This is a genomic window from Herbinix luporum (genome assembly GCF_900070325.1).
Taxonomy (GTDB): domain Bacteria; phylum Bacillota; class Clostridia; order Lachnospirales; family Lachnospiraceae; genus Mobilitalea; species Mobilitalea luporum.
The window spans coordinates 1,890,513-1,910,606 of record NZ_LN879430.1 but is presented as its reverse complement, the minus strand read 5'-3'; the positions used below and the strand labels follow the sequence as shown (position 1 = coordinate 1,910,606).

The 20,094-nt window shown below is 35.6% G+C and carries 12 protein-coding genes; 10 read left to right on the top strand and 2 right to left on the bottom strand.

Annotated features, from left to right (window positions below; translation table 11 throughout):
• Positions 1 to 374: 374 nt before the first annotated feature.
• From SD1D_RS08875 to SD1D_RS08865, 3 genes are all read left to right on the top strand, one after another.
• Entirely contained in the window at positions 375 to 4,244 is a 3,870-nt protein-coding gene (locus tag SD1D_RS08875; protein ID WP_058258586.1) for a cohesin domain-containing protein, read from the top strand.
• Between the two features lie 129 nt (positions 4,245 to 4,373).
• Positions 4,374 to 6,530: a glycoside hydrolase family 48 protein gene (locus SD1D_RS08870; protein WP_058258585.1), complete on the top strand. Its 2,157-nt coding sequence runs from the start codon at positions 4,374 to 4,376 to the stop codon at positions 6,528 to 6,530.
• Between the two features lie 67 nt (positions 6,531 to 6,597).
• Entirely contained in the window at positions 6,598 to 9,189 is a 2,592-nt protein-coding gene (locus SD1D_RS08865; RefSeq protein WP_058258584.1) for a glycoside hydrolase family 9 protein, read from the top strand.
• A gap of 78 nt (positions 9,190 to 9,267) precedes the next feature.
• Here the strand turns inward: SD1D_RS08865 and SD1D_RS08860 are convergent, their stop codons facing one another.
• On the bottom strand, positions 9,268 to 10,449 hold the full coding sequence (locus tag SD1D_RS08860; RefSeq protein WP_058258583.1) for a cellulose binding domain-containing protein: 1,182 nt from the start codon (positions 10,447 to 10,449) through the stop codon (positions 9,268 to 9,270).
• A 278-nt stretch (positions 10,450 to 10,727) separates the two neighbouring features.
• On the opposite strand from SD1D_RS08860, the gene SD1D_RS08855 reads away from it, so the two are divergent.
• The 5 genes from SD1D_RS08855 to SD1D_RS08835 all read left to right on the top strand — a co-directional run bounded on the left by SD1D_RS08855 (position 10,728) and on the right by SD1D_RS08835 (position 16,603).
• Complete coding sequence (locus SD1D_RS08855; RefSeq protein ID WP_058258582.1) at positions 10,728 to 11,579, top strand: hypothetical protein; 852 nt, start codon at positions 10,728 to 10,730, stop codon at positions 11,577 to 11,579.
• Positions 11,580 to 11,707: 128 nt separating this feature from the next.
• The gene (locus tag SD1D_RS08850) at positions 11,708 to 13,474 is read left to right on the top strand and encodes a S8 family peptidase (protein ID WP_162287268.1); all 1,767 of its coding nucleotides are present in this window, start codon (positions 11,708 to 11,710) and stop codon (positions 13,472 to 13,474) included.
• Positions 13,440 to 13,772 carry a sialate O-acetylesterase gene (locus SD1D_RS08845; protein ID WP_058258580.1) on the top strand — a complete coding sequence of 111 codons (333 nt, stop codon included), beginning with the start codon at positions 13,440 to 13,442 and terminating at the stop codon, positions 13,770 to 13,772. The genes SD1D_RS08850 and SD1D_RS08845 overlap by 35 nt, the downstream gene beginning before the upstream one ends.
• Before the next feature lie 246 nt (positions 13,773 to 14,018).
• The gene (locus SD1D_RS08840) at positions 14,019 to 14,906 is read left to right on the top strand and encodes an alpha-hydroxy acid oxidase (RefSeq protein ID WP_058258579.1); all 888 of its coding nucleotides are present in this window, start codon (positions 14,019 to 14,021) and stop codon (positions 14,904 to 14,906) included.
• A gap of 290 nt (positions 14,907 to 15,196) precedes the next feature.
• A complete protein-coding gene (locus SD1D_RS08835; RefSeq protein WP_058258578.1) occupies positions 15,197 to 16,603 on the top strand; it encodes a sensor domain-containing diguanylate cyclase in 1,407 nt (468 codons plus the stop codon).
• On the opposite strand, the gene SD1D_RS08830 is transcribed toward SD1D_RS08835, so the two are convergent.
• On the bottom strand, positions 16,596 to 18,173 hold the full coding sequence (locus SD1D_RS08830) for a putative polysaccharide biosynthesis protein (protein ID WP_058258577.1): 1,578 nt from the start codon (positions 18,171 to 18,173) through the stop codon (positions 16,596 to 16,598). The genes SD1D_RS08835 and SD1D_RS08830 overlap by 8 nt on opposite strands.
• A 234-nt stretch (positions 18,174 to 18,407) precedes the next feature.
• Here SD1D_RS08830 and SD1D_RS08825 point away from each other — a divergent pair, with 234 nt between their 5' ends.
• Positions 18,408 to 18,881, top strand: coding sequence for an RrF2 family transcriptional regulator (locus tag SD1D_RS08825; protein ID WP_058258576.1), 474 nt, complete (start codon positions 18,408 to 18,410; stop codon positions 18,879 to 18,881).
• Between the two features lie 31 nt (positions 18,882 to 18,912).
• The gene (gene nifS, locus SD1D_RS08820) at positions 18,913 to 20,094 is read left to right on the top strand and encodes a cysteine desulfurase NifS (RefSeq protein WP_058258575.1); all 1,182 of its coding nucleotides are present in this window, start codon (positions 18,913 to 18,915) and stop codon (positions 20,092 to 20,094) included.

The window sequence follows — 20,094 nt, the reverse complement described above, 5'->3', positions numbered from 1 at the left end:
TTGAAGTTTTTGGCTTGTATAATCTGTCAAAATTCTAGTCAAAGTACCGTGAAAATCCATAAAGCAGGATAAAATGTGAATTATATAGTAAAATATGTAAAAAGATATTGTAAAAATCATACAAATATGGTATAACATGATTAAGAGACAAATATTAACATATAATTACTAAAACTGGGCGACCTATCCTTTTGCTTTACTGATATTCTACCAAAATTTAGGGGGATTTAGGGGTTAGTTATTATGAAAAGCCAAAGACAAAGTCCATAAGTTTTACTAAAGGGAGGTGAAATTATAGGGATAATTAGATAATATATGGGATTTTGTTGTATGGTTTTTTATAAAAATTATATTTAAAAAGGAGGTTAACTTTGATGAAAAAAAGAAAAGTTATTGCTTTTCTAATGTCTTTATTAATGATATTTTCAATGTATATTCCGCAACAAACTGTTCTTGCAGCAAACGGAATAGAAGTTCAGTTTAATAACGGAAATACAGGAACGAGCTCAAATACCATTAATGCAAAATTCAAAGTGGTAAATAACGGTAGTTCGTCAATTAATCTTTCCCAATTAAAACTAAGATATTATTACACCAAAGATGCAGATAAGGCACAGAATTTCTACTGTGACTATGCAGGAATGTTGAGCGGAGGCGCTCATACAACCATGACAAATAAGATTACCGGCACAATAGTAAATATGAGTAAGGCTACATCAACTGCAGATACATATATAGAAGTTGGTTTTACATCGGATGCAGGAAGCCTTGCTGCCGGAGGATTTATTGAAATCCAAACCAGAGTTTCTAGAAGTGATTGGAGTAATTATGACCAATCCAACGATTTCTCTTATAAATCAGCAGGTTCCTATGTGGTATGGGATCAGGTGGCAGCTTATCTAAACGGTAGTTTAGTATTTGGTAAGTCCCCTGTTGATGATGTAGTACCTACTAAGGATCCTGAAATTTCTCCAAAATCTGCGACCTTTAATAAGTCAGCTCCCAGAAATATAACCGTAACCTTAACACCTAACGGTAATACTTTCAATGGTATAAGCGGACTTACAAGAAATACCCATTATACAGTTTCAGGAAACACCGTAACCTTATTAAGTAGTTACTTATCAACACTGACCTTAGGAACAAAGAGACTTACCTTTGATTTTGGTGTAAGCAATAATCCTGTATTAAATCTGACAATTACTGAAGATGTAGTTCAGGAAGGTCTAGAAGTAAGTATAGGAAATGTTACAGGAAATACCGGAGATACCGTAGTTGTACCTGTTAATTTCGCTAATGTAGCTAAAGCAGGTAATGTGGGAACATGTAATTTCTATATAGACTTTGATACAAGTCTTTTAGAAGCGGTATCTGTATCAGCAGGTGATATTGTAACCAATCCTAATGTTAACTTCTCAAGCCAGATTAATGTAGGATCAATAAGCTTCCTCTTCCTTGATGATACCGTTGGAGAACAGCCTATAACTAAGGACGGTACATTTGCCTACATTACTTTTAAGGTTAAAGGGGCTGCCGGAAAGACCGCTTCATTATCCTTCAAAGAAAGCGGAGCATTCGGTAACGGTAACATGAGCAGAATAACAGGAGTTAAATTCAGTAGTGGCAGTGTTACCATTAAGAAGTATGTAGAAGGTGGCTTTACTGTAAAAATAGATACAGTAAATGGAGCAACTGGGGAAGAAGTTATCCTTCCTATTAACTTTACTGATGTAGCTAAAGTCGGTAATGTAGGAACATGTAACTTCTATTTGTCATACGATAAATCTTTACTGGAAGCAGTTAAAGTTGAAGCAGGAAGTATTATTACCAATCCTTCTGTTAACTTTGCAAGTAGTATAAATAGCGAAAAAGGCACTATAAGTTTACTTTATCTGGATGATACCCTTGGAGATGAACTTATTACCAAGGACGGTGTATTTGCCTATATCACATTTAAGGTATTAGGTAGTGAAGGTAAAACAGCCAGCGTGAAATTTGCTGAAGGTGGAGCATTTGGAGACGGAGATATGGTTAGAATTGACGATGTCAATAAGATTGACGGTGGTGTAGTTATTACATCAACCGTTAACCCTACCATCTCTCCTGCAAGTGCAACATTTGATAAAAATGCACCCAGTGATATAAAAGTAACCCTGACACCAAACGGAAGTACCTTTAAAGAAATTACCGGTCTGAAGAAGGGAACAGACTATACAGTATCCGGTAATACAGTAACAATACTAAAAAGTTATTTATCAACATTAAGCCTTGGGTCAACTACCCTGATTTTCGACTTTGGTGTAGCTAACAACCCAAAGCTTACTGTAACTATTAAGGATTCTACACCTAGCGGTGATGAGCTTGCTGTAAGTATAGGCACAGTTACAGCCATGCCTAATGAAACCGTTACAGTACCTGTTAAATTTGCAAATGTTTCAAAAGCCGGCAATGTTGGAACTTGCAATTTCTATCTTTCCTATGATTCTGACTTACTTGAGGCAGTGTCTGTAACTGCAGGTGACATTATAACTAATGCATCTATCAACTTTGCCTCTAGAATAAATGATTCTACAAGTACTATCAGCCTTTTATTCCTGGATAATACTATTGGGGATGAGCTGATTACAAATGACGGTGTTTTTGCAAATATTACATTCAAAGTACTTGGCAAAGAAGGTCAAACTGCTAAAGTGGAGTTTGCTGAAGGTGGAGCATTTGGAGATGCTGATATGAACAGAATCTCAAATGTGGTATTTACAGATGGCGGTGTAAAAATTGAGGCAAAACAAGAAGATCCGGAGATTTCACCGACATCAGCAACCTTTGATAAATATAAACCTGAAGAGATTACTGTAACATTAACAGCTAACCAAAATACATTCAAAGGTATTTTGGGCCTTAGAGCAAATGTTGACTACACTTTATCCGGTAATACGGTAAAGATAAAAGATAGTTATTTGTCAAGCTTACCTTTAGGTAAGACTGAGCTTACCTTTGATTTTGGTGTAGATAATAATCCAGTATTAACTCTATTAATTGAAGATTCTACACCGGCATCAGAAAGTCTTGCTATTAAGGTGGGAACAGTATCCGGTGAACCAGGAGAAACCGTGCTTGTACCTATTACAGTAGAAAATGTTAATGAAGTAGGTAATATAGGAGCCTATAGTTTTGCTGTTACATATGATCCTAATTTATTAAAGGCACTTGGTGTAACAGACGGAGAAGTTTTAGCAGATAAGGGGATAGCTAAGAAGGTTTATGATACAAGCGACAGTGGCATATCCTCTGCAAAAAAAACTGCCTCTGATGCTATGGCAATACCTCCCAAATATGAAAGGGCTATTTATTTATCTTTTAATGCCTTTGAAAATAAAGGAATTACCGAAGACGGTGTATTGGCATACATAGAGTTTGAGATTTTGGGCAAAGCCGGTAATGTGGCTGACATTTATGTAGGCAGAGATGGAGTATTTGAAAATGCCGACAGGAAAGTAATAAGCAGTGTTAAATATACAGACGGCAGTGTTGTTATCATTGGGGATGAAATTATCCCTCCATCAATTACACCTGAAAGTGCAAACTTTGATAAAAATAATCCTTCTGATATTACGGTAAATATGACACCTAATAACAATACTTTCAAAGGTATTGTGGGCCTAACAGAAGGAAAAGATTACAGTGTATCCGGAAATACTGTAAAGATTTTTGGCAGCTACTTATCTTCCTTAGATTTAGGCACTGCCAAACTGGTATTTGATTTTGGTATAACAGATAATCCCTCAATAGAAATTACAATTGAGGATTCAAAGCCTATTGAGACCGATTTTTATATCAGTATAGGAAAAGTATCCGGCAAAACTGGGGATGTTGTTACTGTACCTGTGGAGATAGGAAACATCTCAAAGGTGAAAAGTGTCGGAACTTGTAACTTCTATATTTCATATGATGATACTCTCTTAGAAGCAGTATCAGTAACTGCCGGTGACATTATTGTTAACGCTCCTATTAATTTCTCAAGTAGAATAAGACAGGGATCAATCAGTTGCCTATATCTTGATAATACTATAGGTGATGAACTGATTACAGAGGATGGAGTAATGTTAACCATTACATTTAAGATAATAGGTGAAGATAGTGTTGAAACACCTATTACTTTTGAAGAAAGCGGTGCCTTTGGCGACGGCAACATGGCAAAAATTGATAATGTTAAAAAGATTGACGGCAGTGTAAAAATTAACTAAGGCATAATGGGAAAAACCTGTACTTTCATAATATACCAGTAAATTTACTTGTATATGAAAGTACAGGCAGTACAAGCTTTATATTGATTTTATTATCTAATTATATAATAGAAATGGAGGAAAATCCATATGAGAAAAAGATTTAAAAAAATTGGTGCTATGCTACTTGCAACCACCTTATCCTTAAGCTTTGGGGCCTCTTCCTTAGCCTTTGCTGCAAATGGAGAGGTTAATGAGGAGTATAAGAAACGTTTTGAGGTAATGTATAGCAAAATTAAAGATAGAAGTAACGGATATTTTAGTGAAGACGGTGTACCTTATCATTCCATTGAAACTTTATTAGTAGAGGCACCGGATTACGGACATGTTACTACCAGTGAGGCCATGAGTTTCTATATTTGGCTAGAGGCTATGAATGGTAAATTCAGCGGGGATTTTTCAGGTTTCCAAGAAGCTTGGGATACTACTGAGAAGTATTTAATTCCCTCGGAAAAGGATCAACCAAATAGCAGTATGAGTAGATATAACCCTAATGATCCTGCAACCTATGCCCCTGAGTGGGAAACACCGGAAAAATATCCGGCAAAACTAGACTTTGATGCTCCGGTAGGTAGAGATCCCATTAACCAGGAGTTGGTTTCTACCTATGGAACCAATATGATTTATGGTATGCACTGGCTACTTGACGTTGATAACTGGTATGGTTACGGACTTCGTGGAGATGGGACAAGCAAAAATTCTTATATAAATACCTTCCAAAGAGGTGAGCAGGAATCCACCTGGGAAACCATTCCTCAGCCTTGTTATGACATCATGAATTTTGGAGGAAAAAATGGATATCTAGATTTATTTACAGGGGATGATAGCTACGCTAAGCAGTTTAAATATACCAATGCTCCCGATGCTGATGCCCGTGCAATTCAGGCTACCTATTGGGCAAATAAGTGGGCAAAAGAAAATGGTGCCAATATTAGTAATTATGTTCAAAAAGCTGCAAAAATGGGTGACTATTTAAGATATTCTTTCTTTGATAAATATTTTAGAAAGATTGGTTCTCCTAGCACAGCAGGCTCCGGTTATGATTCAGCTCATTATCTATTATCCTGGTATTATGCATGGGGCGGTGGAATTGAGTCAGATTGGGCATGGATAATCGGATGTAGCCATAACCACTTTGGATATCAGAATCCATTTGCAGCTTATGCATTATCAACAGATCCTGATTTAATTCCAAAGTCAAGAAATGCTAAGAATGACTGGGCTAAGAGTTTGGATAGGCAAATAGAGTTCTATCAGTGGCTGCAATCTGCTGAGGGGGCTATTGCCGGTGGTGCAACCAACTCTTGGAATGGACGCTATGAACCTGTTCCTTCTAATGTATCAACCTTCTATGGTATGGGTTATGTAGAAAATCCTGTTTATGCTGATCCGGGCAGTAATACCTGGTTTGGTATGCAGGCATGGTCTATGCAGCGTGTAGCAGAATACTATTACGAAAGTGGAGATGAAAGAGTTAGAGATTTACTAGATAAATGGGCGGCATGGGCTAATTCAGTAATTAAATTCTATCCTGACGGAAGCTTTGAAATTCCCAGTACCATTGATTGGGAAGGACAACCTGATACATGGACCGGCAGACCTTCTGATAACTCAAATTTACATGTAAAAATCGTTAATTATGGTACTGACCTGGGTGTTGCTTCATCCTTAGCTAATGCTCTTGCATATCATGGAAAAGCTACCGGTAACGAAACTTCAAAAAATAATGCTAAGAAACTCCTTGATTGCATGTGGAATAATTATCAGGATGATAAGGGAATTGTATCAGAGGAAGTTCGTGAAGACTACTTCCGTTTCCTAGAGCAAGAAGTATATGTTCCTGAAGGTTGGAGCGGAACAATGCCTAATGGTGACGAGATTAAACCTGGTATCAAGTTTATTGATATTCGTTCAAAATACCGTCAAGATCCTGATTGGGCTAGAGTAGAAGCAGACTTACTTGCAGGTAGAGCTCCCACTATGAAGTATCATCGTTTCTGGGCTCAGTGTGAGTTTGCAATTGCCAATGGTGTATATGCAATATTATTCCCTGAGGATGAAGTTGTAACAACTAAAGGGGATGTAAATGATGATGGGGTTGTGGATGCACTGGACTTTTCATTACTTAAAAAGTATCTATTAGATGGCAAAGCTAATATAAATCTTAAGAACGCTGATCTTAATGATGACGGATTTATTGATTCTTTAGATTTTGTAGCTTTAAAAAAGGTACTTTTAGAAAATTAAATAAGTAAATGCCGCATTATGGCAATGCCGTAATGCGGCGTAAAAAATAATAATAAGGGGGTTAATTATGAAAAAACGATTTATTAAAAAGATGTCAAAATTCATGGCTCTAATTATGCTTGCAATGTGTTTTTCTGCATATTTGCCACCTGTAAAGAGTAATGCAGAAACCAAATCTACAAAATATGTTAGTAAAGGAGACTTAATACGGAATAATACCTTTGATGGCGGGGTAGGACTTCCATGGCATGTAGTAGAAACATATCCTGCACTTGCAGATTTTGCCATTGAAAACGGTAAATACAATATAACAATTAGAAACAAAGGAACTGAAAGATGGGATGTTCAGTTCCGTCACAGAGGTCTAACACTTGAAAGAGGCCATACCTATACAGTTAAATTTACTGTTGTAGCAACAAAAGACTGTAAGATTTATCCTAAAGTCGGTGACCAGGGTGAACCTTATGCCGAATATTGGAACTATAATCAGAACTGGGATTTTGTAGAATTAAAGGCTAACACACCTGTAACAATTACTCAGGAATTTACAATGAGAGAGGCTACAAAACCCAACTGTGAATTTACCTTCCATCTGGGAGGAGATTGTGCAACTTCACCACTTCCATATACTATTTCATTTGATGATATCCATTTATTAGATCCGGATTTTGAGGGATATCCTGCGGAAGAAGAAGAGCCCACCAATGAAATTCGTGTAAATCAAGAGGGATATTACCCGGGTTTAGAAAAGAAGGCAACTCTTGTTTCATCTTCTACTTCACCTGTGAAGTGGGAACTTTTAGATAGTTCAAGAAGAGTAGTTGACAGCGGTCAGACCAAAGTATTTGGATTTGATAAGGCATCCGGTGACCATGTACATATCATAGACTTTTCTTCTTATGAAACAGAAGGAAGAAACTATGTATTAGTCTCCGGTTCGGCAGAAAGTATGCCATTTAATATCGGTACAGATATTTATTCTAAGATGAAATATGATGCAATGAAGTATTTTTACCATAATAGAAGCGGTATTGAGATTAAGATGCCTTATTGTGAAGAACCTCAATGGGCACGTCCTGCCGGACATCCCAATGATTTGATGAAACCGGACCCTACTAAGAGTTATCAAGGAAATTATACTCTTGATGTTACCGGTGGCTGGTATGATGCCGGAGATCACGGAAAATATGTGGTAAATGGCGGAATATCAGTATGGACAGTAATGAATCAATACGAACGAGCTTTATACTACGGAGATACTTCCGTTGCTCCTTTTGCAGACAATACACTTAATATTCCGGAAAGTGGTAATGGTATTCCTGATATTCTTGATGAAGCCAGGTATGAAGTAGAAATGCTGATGAAAATGCAGGTACCATCCGGTCCATTAAAAGGAATGGCTCATCATAAAGGCCATGACGAAAGATGGACTGCACTGGCGGTTCCTCCACATATGGATACCATGGATCGTTATCTTCAGCCTCCAAGCACAGCTGCAACTTTAAATCTTGCTGCTGCTGCAGCACAGTCAGCACGTCTGTGGGAAGAATATGATTCTACCTTTGCAGCTAAATGTCTCTCCGTTGCGGAAACTGCATGGGAAGCTGCTGTTGCAAATCCTAATATTTATGCCACTATGGAACAGGAACCCGGTGGTGGACCTTATGGTGACGACTATGTTGGAGATGAATTTTATTGGGCAGCATGTGAATTATTTGTAACTACCGGAAACACAAAATATCTAAATTATTTAAGAGATTCTAAGCATTATCTAGAAATGCCTTATGAATTAGTCGGTGGTGAAGCTTTAGGACTGGTAGGCTGCTTTGATTGGGGTAATACTGCCGGTCTTGGAACAATAACACTGGCACTTGTACCAAATAAACTGGAAGCTTCTGAAGTTAACAAGGCTAGGTCAAATATTAAGACAGCAGCAGATAAGTTTATTGCCATAGCAGAGGCTCAGGGTTATGGGGTGCCGATTGAAGAAGGACCGATTGGAGATAACTTAGTCGGTTATCCATGGGGCTCCAACTCATTTGTAGTTAACGAAGCAATTGTAATGTCCTATGCATTTGATTTTAGTGATCATAAAGATCTTAAATATTTGAACGGAGTAGCAAATGCAATGGATTATCTGATGGGAAGAAATGCTCTTGTTCAATGTTATATTTCAGGTTATGGGGAAAACCCTGCTGAGAATCCACACCATCGTTTCTGGTCATATCAAGCAGATAATAGTCTACCTAAGGCACCTCCGGGATGCTTAGTTGGTGGACCTAACTCCGGCTTACAGGATCCTTGGGTTAGAGGTTCCGGTTGGCTGCCAGGTTCAAGACCTGCTCAAAAATGCTATATGGATAATATTGAATCTTGGTCAACCAACGAAATAACAATTAACTGGAATGCTCCTCTAGCATGGGTTACTGCTTATCTAGATGAACAGGGACCTAAGGCAACAGGAGGTGGCCCAGTTGTACCGGTTTATGGTGATGTTAATGGAGATGGATCAATCGATGCCTTAGACTTTGCCGCCTTAAAGAGATATCTCTTAACCCAGGATATCACAGCAATTAATTATGAGAATTCAGATATGAATAGTGACGGTGTAGTAGACGCAATAGACTTTGCTCTTTTAAAGAAATTACTGCTTAATTAAGCTAGTTTAGCTATAATGTAAATAAAAAACCCATAAAAATTGCTCCTTAGATTAAATCTAGGGAGCAATTTTTATATATTAATCTAACAAAAATTCATAGAAAAAATTTTTCTTAGGGGAGTCATAGGCTTGAAAACCAAAGGATACAGTTACACCGGGTTTGATAATGTCATTATAGTATAAGGGAGAAATAATATAATATTCATCGTTTTCTGACAAGGTAGCACCCCAGATAATACTAATATCAAATTCGGATTTTTTTAATAATAATGACCAGTAGTCTACTGTATCATTGGACAGGTTTGTAATATCAACATCCATAATATACTCATCTCCCCAATCGTGAACCACATAATCCAACTTTAGAGGATCTTCCACATTACTTTCTATAACAGTTACAGTTACTTCTTTTTTAACAGTAACACCGTCATAGCCAATGGCTTCTAATACATAGGTAGTAGTTTTTTTAGGAGTAACAGTAAGTTTTCCGTTTAGTGGTAGATAATCTGTAGGATATCCGCTAATAGTTACAGATTTTGCCTCTGACACATCCCATAATAGGATTACGCTTTCACCCTTATTTATCTTAGAAGCTGAAGTGGAAAAATTATTAATTTTTGCAGGTTTTTTTTCTTCAGCAACAGTTACGGTAAATATCTTGTATATAATTTCATAGTTTTCACCGACGGCAATTAATATATAATCAGTGGTTTCCATAGGAAATACTTCTAATTCACCGCTTAAAGGTAATGAAGTTAGTTCTTCGTTGATTTTTTCTAATCCTATGATAGTGATTGATTTGGCATTTGTAGTTTTCCAGTATAAAGTAACCGTTTCACCTAAAGAAATTTCTGATTCAGAACCATAAAAATAATCTATATTAAAAAAGTCTGGACTGCTTTTTTCAACAGCTACAGTAATAGAAGCTTGTACTGTACCACCTTCGCTGCTAGCAGTTAAGTAGTATGTAGTAGTTTCAGAAGGGGTGACTTTTAGACCTCCCGATATAGGTGAGAGTTCATAGTCAAGATTATCAATACCAGATATTTCGACTTTTGTAGCATTTAGTACATACCAACTTAAAGTAATAGAGTCTCCTGCTTTTATTTTGTTTGAGCTTGCAGTAAAGGACAGGATTTTTGGTGGTTTTGCCGGTTCGTATGTAGTAGCTAATACATTTGAAAAGGACTTAGAAGAAAGGAAGAAAATTGCGGAGCATAAAAATATAATTTTCATCATAAGCTTGTATCTTTTTAACATAAAAAAGACCTCCTTATACATTATTTTACATTTAACTTACTATAAATGGTTATAAATGTCAACAATAATTAAAATATTTGTAAAATAATATTAATAATTAAAATATGTATATAAAAAGTTTAATAAAATGATTGACACAAAAATAACTTTTAAGTCAAAGGTAGTTAATTAATATAAAAAATAGTAAATAATCAGAAAATACAATTGACACAAGTCCCAAAAAATGGTAAATTAAAAATGTAAAAAAAAGTAAACAACAATATATAAGGAGGTTTATTATGAAAAGGAAAAGTAGCTTTTTATCTGTTTTGAAAAGAAGTTTAGTTCTTGCTTGCATTTTATCATTATTCTCATTTTCAACTTATTCAGTTTCTGCTAGTTTTGAACAAGTACTGAAACCCAAAATTGTATTTTTTAAAGCCAGTAAGAATAATATAGAAGCTGGTGAAAGTGTAACCTTATCCTGGAATGTACTTAATGCCTATAAGGTTGATATTCTGGGAATTGAAAAGGTTGTAGAGTGCGTATGGCCTATTGTTGGCAAGACCGATGTGCAACCGTCACTAACAACTACATACATTTTAAAAGCAACAGGTATCGGAGGAACAGTCAGTGCCTCCGTAACAGTCAACGTAAATGAAAAGACATCTCCGGCAGTTATTAATTCCTTTAGTGTTTCAGAGGATGAAATCCTTGAAGGAGATAGTACAACCCTTACATGGGATGTATCAGATGCTATATCGGTTACTATCAATGGTTCGGAAGTAGAGGCTAAAGGCAGTTTAGAGGTAGAGCTTAGTGAAACAACTACATATGTGTTGGAGGCAATTGGTACTGATAAGCTTCCGGTAACTAAAAGTGTTACAGTAAAAGTAATTCTCAACCCGGTAATAAAAAGCTTTACCGCTACAGAAACTGAAGTCGAGAAAGGTACTTTAGTAATACTAGAATGGGATACAGAAAATGCTGTCAGTTGTGAAATTGTTACTGATGATGGTTTGATATTAGCAGACAGACCTGCGGACGGTCAAATAGGCATTACTCCTAATAGTACAAAGACATATACTTTAATCGCTTATAATGAGAAAAATGTCAGTACTAAATCAAGTATAACAATAGTAGTTGAATAAAATAGGGCACTTATTATTTTGACAGATAAAGATTGGAGGCTGGTATTATTAAAATGAAAAAATATCCTACTATTATTTTTGGTTTGGTATTCATTATATTAAGTTCTATGTGCATCCGGAATATGTCTTTGGCGGATACATATATAAATATTAAAAATGGCGAAAAAGTAAAAGATTTTGAAGCAGGCAGTCTTTATAAGATTAAATACAAAGACAAGGTTAAGGATGTTATTGTTTTTAATAACGGAAAAACAGAAGATTATTCAGCAAGCAAACATGGCAGTTATTTTAAAAGCAGTAAAATATCTGAACCCTTGGAAAAACTAATCAAAGAAGATGAAAATCAAGAACTTACTGTGGCTATCTGGTTTAAAGACATAGATCAAACAGCCATTGAAAAAGAGGCAAAAGAATTGCTTAAAATTGACGATATTAATAAAATAGACAATAAGACTTTGCAAAAGTACATAGAAGTAAAGAGAGAATTAGCCAAAGTCAAATATGAGTCCCTTAATAAAAGATATTATGACAAATATCTGCCAAATGAGGAAGTAGTTTTTATCAGTAACTATGCCCCATTAATTATAGTAAATATTAAGATTTACAAAATTCTAAAACTCAGTGAATTTGATGATATTCTATCCTTCCAATTGGTTGAAAAGGATGAGAAGAAGGAAGAGACTAGCTACAGTATTCCAAATATTAATGCAAATTATCTTCGCAATAATCTAAATCTGAGGGGTAGTGGAATAAAGGTAGGAATTGTAGAAATTAATTATGCCGATAAATCAAATTCACAACTGAATGATCGGAATATTATTTTTGACGTTTCAGATGCCGTTGCCAGTCAAGATACAGGAAGTCATGCAACTAAAGTAGCAAGTATTATAGTAGGTAGAACCCAGGGTATCGTTCCGGATGCTACCGTATATATGACAGCTGCAAAAAATAGACTTGAAGACTATGAGAAAATTGAATGGCTAATGGATCAAGGGGTAAGTGTAATTAATTATAGTGCAGGATACTCAACAGGAGCCGGCCTATATAGTGATATGGCAAAATGGATTGATCATTTGAGTTTTCAGCATAATATTACCTTTGTAAAAAGCTCAGGAAACGGAGGCGACAACTCTTATATAACAGATCCGGGCATGGCATATAATGGGATAACCGTAAGTTCCATTAATGATAATAATTCTTTTAATGAACCAAATTGGAACGATGATAGTTTCTCAAACTATAGCTCATTTTTAGAAATTGAAGGTGGATATAAGCCGGATTTGTCAGCACCGGGAGAAGACATATCCGTTGCCGGATTTTTAGGCAGTAATGGGACAAGTTTTTCCGCTGCTCATGTAACAGGTGTAATAGCCCAAATCCTTCAGTCTAGCCCCGATTTAATCTTTAAGCCATGTGCACTAAATGCAATTTTAAAAGCCGGAACCCTGCACAAAACTGCAAACGATTATAATTTCTATAGTATGATACCTGATTATTCCAACAGGGAAGGAGCCGGAGTTATTGATGCGAAAGGAGCTTATCAATCTGCCAATGCTAGCAATTATATACAAGTGCAGTTAGACAATGGTTTATTTCCATATAGCTATCCAATCACAATTAACTATACTTCCTCTCCTGTGAGAATTGTTTTAAATTGGCATAAGCAAAATTCAATCTTAAATAATGGGTCTATAGATTTAAGAAATATTTCTGATATGGATTTATATATCATTGATCCAAACGGACAGATTGTTGCAGCCAGCACAACAGCTAATAATAATACAGAGATGGTTGAGTTTACACCGACAGTTAAGGGTACATATACAGTTATTGTAGATGGATATATATTAGAAAATACCTATGAAGTATTTGGCTTGGCATGGTATCAAAAATAACGGAGACCCTAGTTGGCCGGGAAAAGTTAATTCCATGGTAGAAGACTTGAAAAAAGATCTTAACTTAGGTGACATTCCCTTTATAGCCGGAGAAATGTTATATAGCGGTATGTGCTCAGGACATAATGTCTTAGTAAATCAGTTACCCTCTGTTGTTAAAAACTGTTATGTGGTATCTGCAGAAGGTTTAGTAGGAGATCCTGGGGACGGACTATGGGGGCTTCATTTCGACCATGATTCCCAAGTTACCCTTGGTATTAGATATGCAGAAAAAATGAAAGAGGCTCTTGGTTGGTAATTAGTATAAGGTAAAATAGCAAATATTATAAACTTATATAGCTGAGGCTTAAGGTGTTTGCCTAGTATATTTAAAGTATACTAGAGTAAATATCTTAAGCTTTTGCTTTGTTATTTTGCTTTATTAATGGCATTAAGTATATAATTAATGCCATTGTAGTATCAAAAAATGCAGATTATAATCAAATTATATATAAAAATTCAATCTATTGAAAAATATTGAATAAACAAGGGAAAGGAAAGTCACATGAATATTACCAATAAAATTACACGGGAATATTTTGACAGTTTATTACTGGAGTTTCGATTGATGGATGGGATTATACCCTCTACAGAATTTAACTTGTATGGAGAGACATTTTCTTCACCGATTATGACAGCAGCATTATCCCATCTTAAAACATTTAACCAAGATTTGGAAAATCCCATGGTGGACTATGCTAAAGGGGCCGCATTAGCTAATTGTGTTCATTGGATTGGTATGGGCAGTAATGAGGAGCTGGAAAGTGTTATAAAAACCGGCGCAGCTACTATTAAAATTATTAAACCTTATGAGGATGAAGATAAAATTTATAAAAAAATTGAACATGCAGAGAAAGTGGGAGCTTTAGCGGTTGGTATGGACATAGACCATATATTTGCTAATGATGGCAGCCTTGATATTGTTTTAGGTGAAAAAATGTCCATAAAATCACCATCTACTTTAGGCAAATATATTAGCTCAACTAAATTACCATTTATAATCAAAGGGGTTTTAAGTGTAAAGGATGCAGTTAAATCTGTTGAAATCGGTGCAAAGGGAATAGTAATATCTCATCATGGAGGCCGTTTAGATTATGCTGTTCCTCCTCTTATGATTCTACCTGATATTGCAAAGGAAATAGGTAAAGACATCCCAATCTTTGTTGATTGCGGAATTACATCCGGTATGGATGCATACAAAGCTTTAGCTCTTGGAGCTACGGCTGTCAGTGTCGGAGGCCACCTAATTCCATATATTCGTAAAGGCGGTGTACAGGGGGTATACGACCGCTTACAAGCTATGACAAATGAACTTCGTGGACTTATGGCCAATACCGGAGTGAAGGATGTTAATAGCTTTGATTCTACAGTTATTCACCATAAGAACTTTTAATTTAGCAGAGAATTTTCTGAGCAAAGTTTAGAAACTTTGCTCGATTTTTTAAATTAAAGTTGAATTATACAAGTAAAAAGACAATAATAAAAAAAGAAGTCAGTTATTGTGGAAATTATCTTAATACTATGATAAAATATAATAAAACAAGGTCTTTAGTACTATATAAACAGGAATATATGGTATAATATGGTAATAGGAAGGTTTATAAAAGGATATATGTTTGCAGTTAAAATACAAGGATATTGATTATTGCCAATTCTAGTTAAATACTGTTGGGGGAAGGTATTATGAAACTATACAATATGTTGCAAAGTAATCCGACACTCTTAATGGTCTCCATTATAATTATGTTATGTTTATGTATATTGGTAATGTTTTTTTTAATTTTGTGTAAATTTGAAAATGAAAAAAGCAATACCATATCTGCTATTGAGTTAAACAAGATTACAAATAGTATCCATGCCGGATTGGTTCAATTCATACCCAGGGATACATGCACTATACATTATGCCAGTGAGGGGTTTTACAATTTATTAGGCTATTCAGAAAAAGAAGCCATGAAAAAGAACAAGTATAGTATTATGGATTTTGTCTATCCAAAAGACAAAGATTATTTTATAACTTCTGTATATAACGTAGAGGATGGAAGTATTAATTTTGAAGTCCGTTTAGTAAAGAAAGACGGGACTATTATATATTGCCTAATAAACGGAAACCATGTAATGGCTAAAAACGGGAATTACACAATATCCGCTGTATTTGTTGATATAACAAGGCAGAAAAAAATGCAAGAGATGCTAAGGATGGATAGAGAGCGTTATCGGGTGGCCTCTGAACTTTCTAATGATGTACTATTTGAGTACTACGTTATTAATGATGAAATGATTTTTTCTGATAAATTCAAGGAGTTATTTGGTAGGGATACCATTATGGATAATTTTGTGAGAGATTGTTATTTACGAAGAGATATGGTTCATCCCGATGACTATGGTCTTTACTTGGATTTTTGTACTAAACTATCTGAGGGTAAGGAGTATGTTACAACGGAGTTTCGCCTAAAGCATCGTCCCAATGACTATATCTGGTGTCAGATAATGGGCAAAACTATATATGATGAAGATGATCTGCCAAACCGTGTAATAGGTAAGATTGTTAATGTGGATTATCAAAAACGTGAATTAGATGCCTTGGAGTACAAGGCAACTAGGGATCCTTTAACCGGGGTTTATAATAAGGAAGTAACCTTTAAGAAGATTGATAGATATATTAGCGGTAATAAGAACGGCAGACACGCCCTAATGCTTATTGATTTTGATGACTTTAAGCATATCAATGATAACTATGGACATTTAGTTGGTGATAAAGTCCTAACTTATGTTGTAAGAAGAATTAGAGAAGTATTTGCAGAAGGTGAAATTATCGGAAGAATTGGTGGCGATGAATTCGTAGTATTTATCGGTTATGTTGGTGATCATGGGGATATTGTCGGTAAAGCCAGTATCCTGGGCAATGCCCTTTATACTACTTATGTTGATGGTAATTGTGAAATTCAGATATCCGGTAGTATTGGTATAGCAACCTATCCGGATAATGGAATGAACTATGAACAACTTGTCCAATGTGCTGATCAAGCCCTATACTGTGTAAAGAGTCAAGGTAAGAATAGCTTTATGCTTTATGGTGTAGTTACTTAAAATCTGATTTTGAAACTGAATTTGTTATGGCAAATATTATTATACATACAACGCAGAACAGAAGACAGAAGGATAATAGAAATACTGTCTGATGTATCTGCGTTATTTTTTTAAAGTATTCATAGATACTTTTGATTAAAAATCCTGCCATGGCTACGATTATACCCGGTTTTAGCAAAGTGTTTACAGCATCAAACTTAAACCGGATAATTCTTATAATATAAAATGAATCCATAAAGGTGATAATTAACTGACCTATAAGTAAAGCTGATAGATAACCTTTAATACCGGTTTTTGGTACTAAAATTATTATAATAATAATTTTAACAAATGTACCCAAAATAGAATTAATAAAAGTGATATTGGTTTTTCCAAGACCGTTAATTATACTTCCTAAGGTTGTTGTAAGATATATTAAGGGGCAAATCCAGGCCAGTATAACTAAATATCTGCCGGCTTCTTGATTATTGAAAATACAAATTCCAAGATTATTACCAAAAAGCAGAAAGACACCGGTGCTGATAATTCCTATTAAAAGGCTGTACTTTATGGAGACAGATGAAGTTTTACCTATCAAATATTCATTTTCCATAGCCTGGGCTTCGGATATGGTAGGAAGAAGCAGGACTGCCAGGGCATTTATTAAAGCAGTAGGAAACATTATAAAGGGCATGGACATTCCTACTAAGGTACCATATGTACTAAGGGCCTCCTTTGTACTTAAACCGAATCTTCTTAACATGGCCGGTATTAAAACAGCCTCTATACTATGTAAAATATTTATAAGCAGGCGATTGGTAGATAAGGGTATACTCGATATTATAATCTCCTTTATGATTTTTCGTCTTCTTACAGGGATTGCAGAAGAATTGGGGCCTAGGCTTATTAAATCCTTTGGAGATTTAGTAATAAATAAGGAGAAGAAATTATATAGGGAGGAAGCAATTTCACCTATTACCAGGCCCAAAACAGCCATTTCGCAGGTAACTAAATGATTACCATTTCCCATGGTATAAGCTGCTATATATACTACGATAACTCGGATAACTTGTTCAACTAGTTGTGTTGATGCCGGTACACCGGCCTTTTTTAATCCATAATAATAACCGTTAATAGATGAGGTGACTGCACAAAAAGGAAATACCACAGCTAATATTCTTAATGATGAAGCACTTCGAGGTTCAAGTAAGAAGCGGTAGGCAACAATATCTGAAAATTTATATAATAGTAATGTTAAAATAGCTGCTATTGTTACAGAAAGCAGCAGACCCAGTCTTAAAATTTTGCCCACATTTTTATGATTACGCTTTCCCATTTCTGCAGCTACCAGCCTAGAAATAGAGGTTTGAATCCCTGTTGCATAGATTGTAAATGCAATACCATAGACTGGAAAAATCAGCTGATATATTCCTAGCCACTCAGACCCCATTACTTTAGATAAAAATATTTTATAGAAAAAACCAATAACCCTGGTTATAAATCCTGCCAGGGTAAGAATTATGGTACCTAATAATATATTTCTTTGGCCGATATGCTTTATGGTATTTGCTGTTTGGGTTCTTAACTTCATATAGTTCTCCTGCAAGTCAAATTCTTTATAATATATTGAGTTAAATAATAACTTATGTATGTTCTTTATATCTAATAAAGAAAAATATCAAAATAAAAATATATTTATTGTAAATTTATTGTTGACAAATAAATGGTAGAATGCTATATTTAATACCGAGTAATTTAATATGAATTAAATAAGTGGGAATTAAAACTGAGAACTGATGGCGGAAGTTTAGCAGGAGGTTATAATATGAAATTAACTACTAAAGGTAGATATGGACTTAGAGCAGTCCTAGACCTGGCAGTTAATAATGACGATGATGAGGCAGTTGCATTAAGTCAGATTGCAGAAAGACAAGGCATATCCACCAGTTATCTGGAACAATTGATAGCAAAACTTAGAAAATCCGGTATAGTGCAAGGTATTCGTGGAGCACAAGGGGGATATGTACTGGCAATGCCGGCAGAGGAAATATCTGTAGGTGACATTTTGCGTGCCTTAGAAGGAGACTTAAGTCCTGTAGATTGTGCTGAAATAAATAATACTGATACACCCTGTAGTATCTCAGATACCTGTGTAACAAAATATGTATGGAAGCGTATAAGTGATAGTATAAATGACGCAGTGGATGGAATTATGCTCTCTGATTTGGTAGCAGAAAGTAAGAGAGTTCAAGCAGAAGCAGGTGTTACTGAGGATAATAATTCAAAGCAAACTTGTTGAAAATAAATATCAATAATTAGGAGATGACCACATGGAAAAGAAGATATATCTTGATAATGCAGCTACTACAAAGACTAGACCTGAGGTTGTAGAAGCTATGCTCCCTTACTTTAGCCAGCTGTATGGTAATCCATCCAGCGTATATGAGTTTGCTTCTCAAAATAAAAAGGCTTTAGATGAAGCAAGGTCTATTATAGCTGGTGCCATAGGGGCAGAAAGTTCTGAGGTCTATTTTACAGCCAGTGGAACAGAAGCGGACAACTGGGCTCTTATAGCAACTGCAGAGGCTTATGAGGGAAAGGGAAAGCATATTATTACATCAAAGATTGAACATCATGCTGTATTGCATACTTGTGAATATCTGCAAAAAAAGAGAGGGTATGAAGTTACCTATATAGATGTAGATGAAAATGGTATTGTTAAATTGGATCAGTTGGAGAAGGCCATAAGACCAACTACAATTTTAATATCAATTATGTTTGCTAATAATGAGATTGGAACAATTCAGCCAATTAAAGAAATTGGTGCTATTGCTAAGAAGCATAACATATTGTTCCATACAGATGCAGTACAGGCTTTTGGACAATTGGATATAAATGTAGAAGACTTGGGAATTGACATGATGAGTGCCAGCGCCCATAAGCTAAACGGTCCAAAGGGAATTGGTTTCTTATATATAAAAAAAGGTATTAAAATCAGATCTTTTATCCATGGAGGAGCCCAGGAAAGAGGCAGACGGGCAGGAACTGAAAATGTACCCAATGTTGTCGGCTTTGGCAAAGCAGTGGAGATTGCCATGGCTACCATGGAGGAAAGGACTAAGAAGGAAATACAGTTGCGGGATTATCTGATTAAACGGGTTTTAGCGGAAGTTCCCTATACCAGACTTAATGGCCACAGAACAATGAGGTTACCTAATAACGCTAATTTTAGTTTTCAATTTATAGAAGGTGAATCTCTGCTTATAATGTTGGATATGAGTAATATCTGTGCCTCTAGCGGTTCGGCTTGTACATCAGGCTCCCTAGATCCTTCCCATGTTTTACTTGCCATTGGTTTACCCCATGAAATAGCTCATGGATCTTTAAGGCTTACCTTAAGTGCAGAAAATACATTTGAAGAAATAGATTATACGGTAGAAAAAATCAAGGAGATTGTTGATAAATTAAGAATGATGTCTCCCTTGTATGAGGATTTTGTTCGCAGGAGATAA

Coding starts and splice junctions, on each gene's coding strand:
- SD1D_RS08875 (WP_058258586.1), top strand. CDS start 375: ATGAAAAAAAGAAAAGTTATTGCTTTTCTAATGTCTTTATTAATGATA.
- SD1D_RS08870 (WP_058258585.1), top strand. CDS start 4,374: ATGAGAAAAAGATTTAAAAAAATTGGTGCTATGCTACTTGCAACCACC.
- SD1D_RS08865 (WP_058258584.1), top strand. CDS start 6,598: ATGAAAAAACGATTTATTAAAAAGATGTCAAAATTCATGGCTCTAATT.
- SD1D_RS08860 (WP_058258583.1), bottom strand. CDS start 10,449: ATGTTAAAAAGATACAAGCTTATGATGAAAATTATATTTTTATGCTCC.
- SD1D_RS08855 (WP_058258582.1), top strand. CDS start 10,728: ATGAAAAGGAAAAGTAGCTTTTTATCTGTTTTGAAAAGAAGTTTAGTT.
- SD1D_RS08845 (WP_058258580.1), top strand. CDS start 13,440: ATGAAGTATTTGGCTTGGCATGGTATCAAAAATAACGGAGACCCTAGT.
- SD1D_RS08840 (WP_058258579.1), top strand. CDS start 14,019: ATGAATATTACCAATAAAATTACACGGGAATATTTTGACAGTTTATTA.
- SD1D_RS08835 (WP_058258578.1), top strand. CDS start 15,197: ATGAAACTATACAATATGTTGCAAAGTAATCCGACACTCTTAATGGTC.
- SD1D_RS08830 (WP_058258577.1), bottom strand. CDS start 18,173: ATGAAGTTAAGAACCCAAACAGCAAATACCATAAAGCATATCGGCCAA.
- SD1D_RS08825 (WP_058258576.1), top strand. CDS start 18,408: ATGAAATTAACTACTAAAGGTAGATATGGACTTAGAGCAGTCCTAGAC.
- nifS (WP_058258575.1), top strand. CDS start 18,913: ATGGAAAAGAAGATATATCTTGATAATGCAGCTACTACAAAGACTAGA.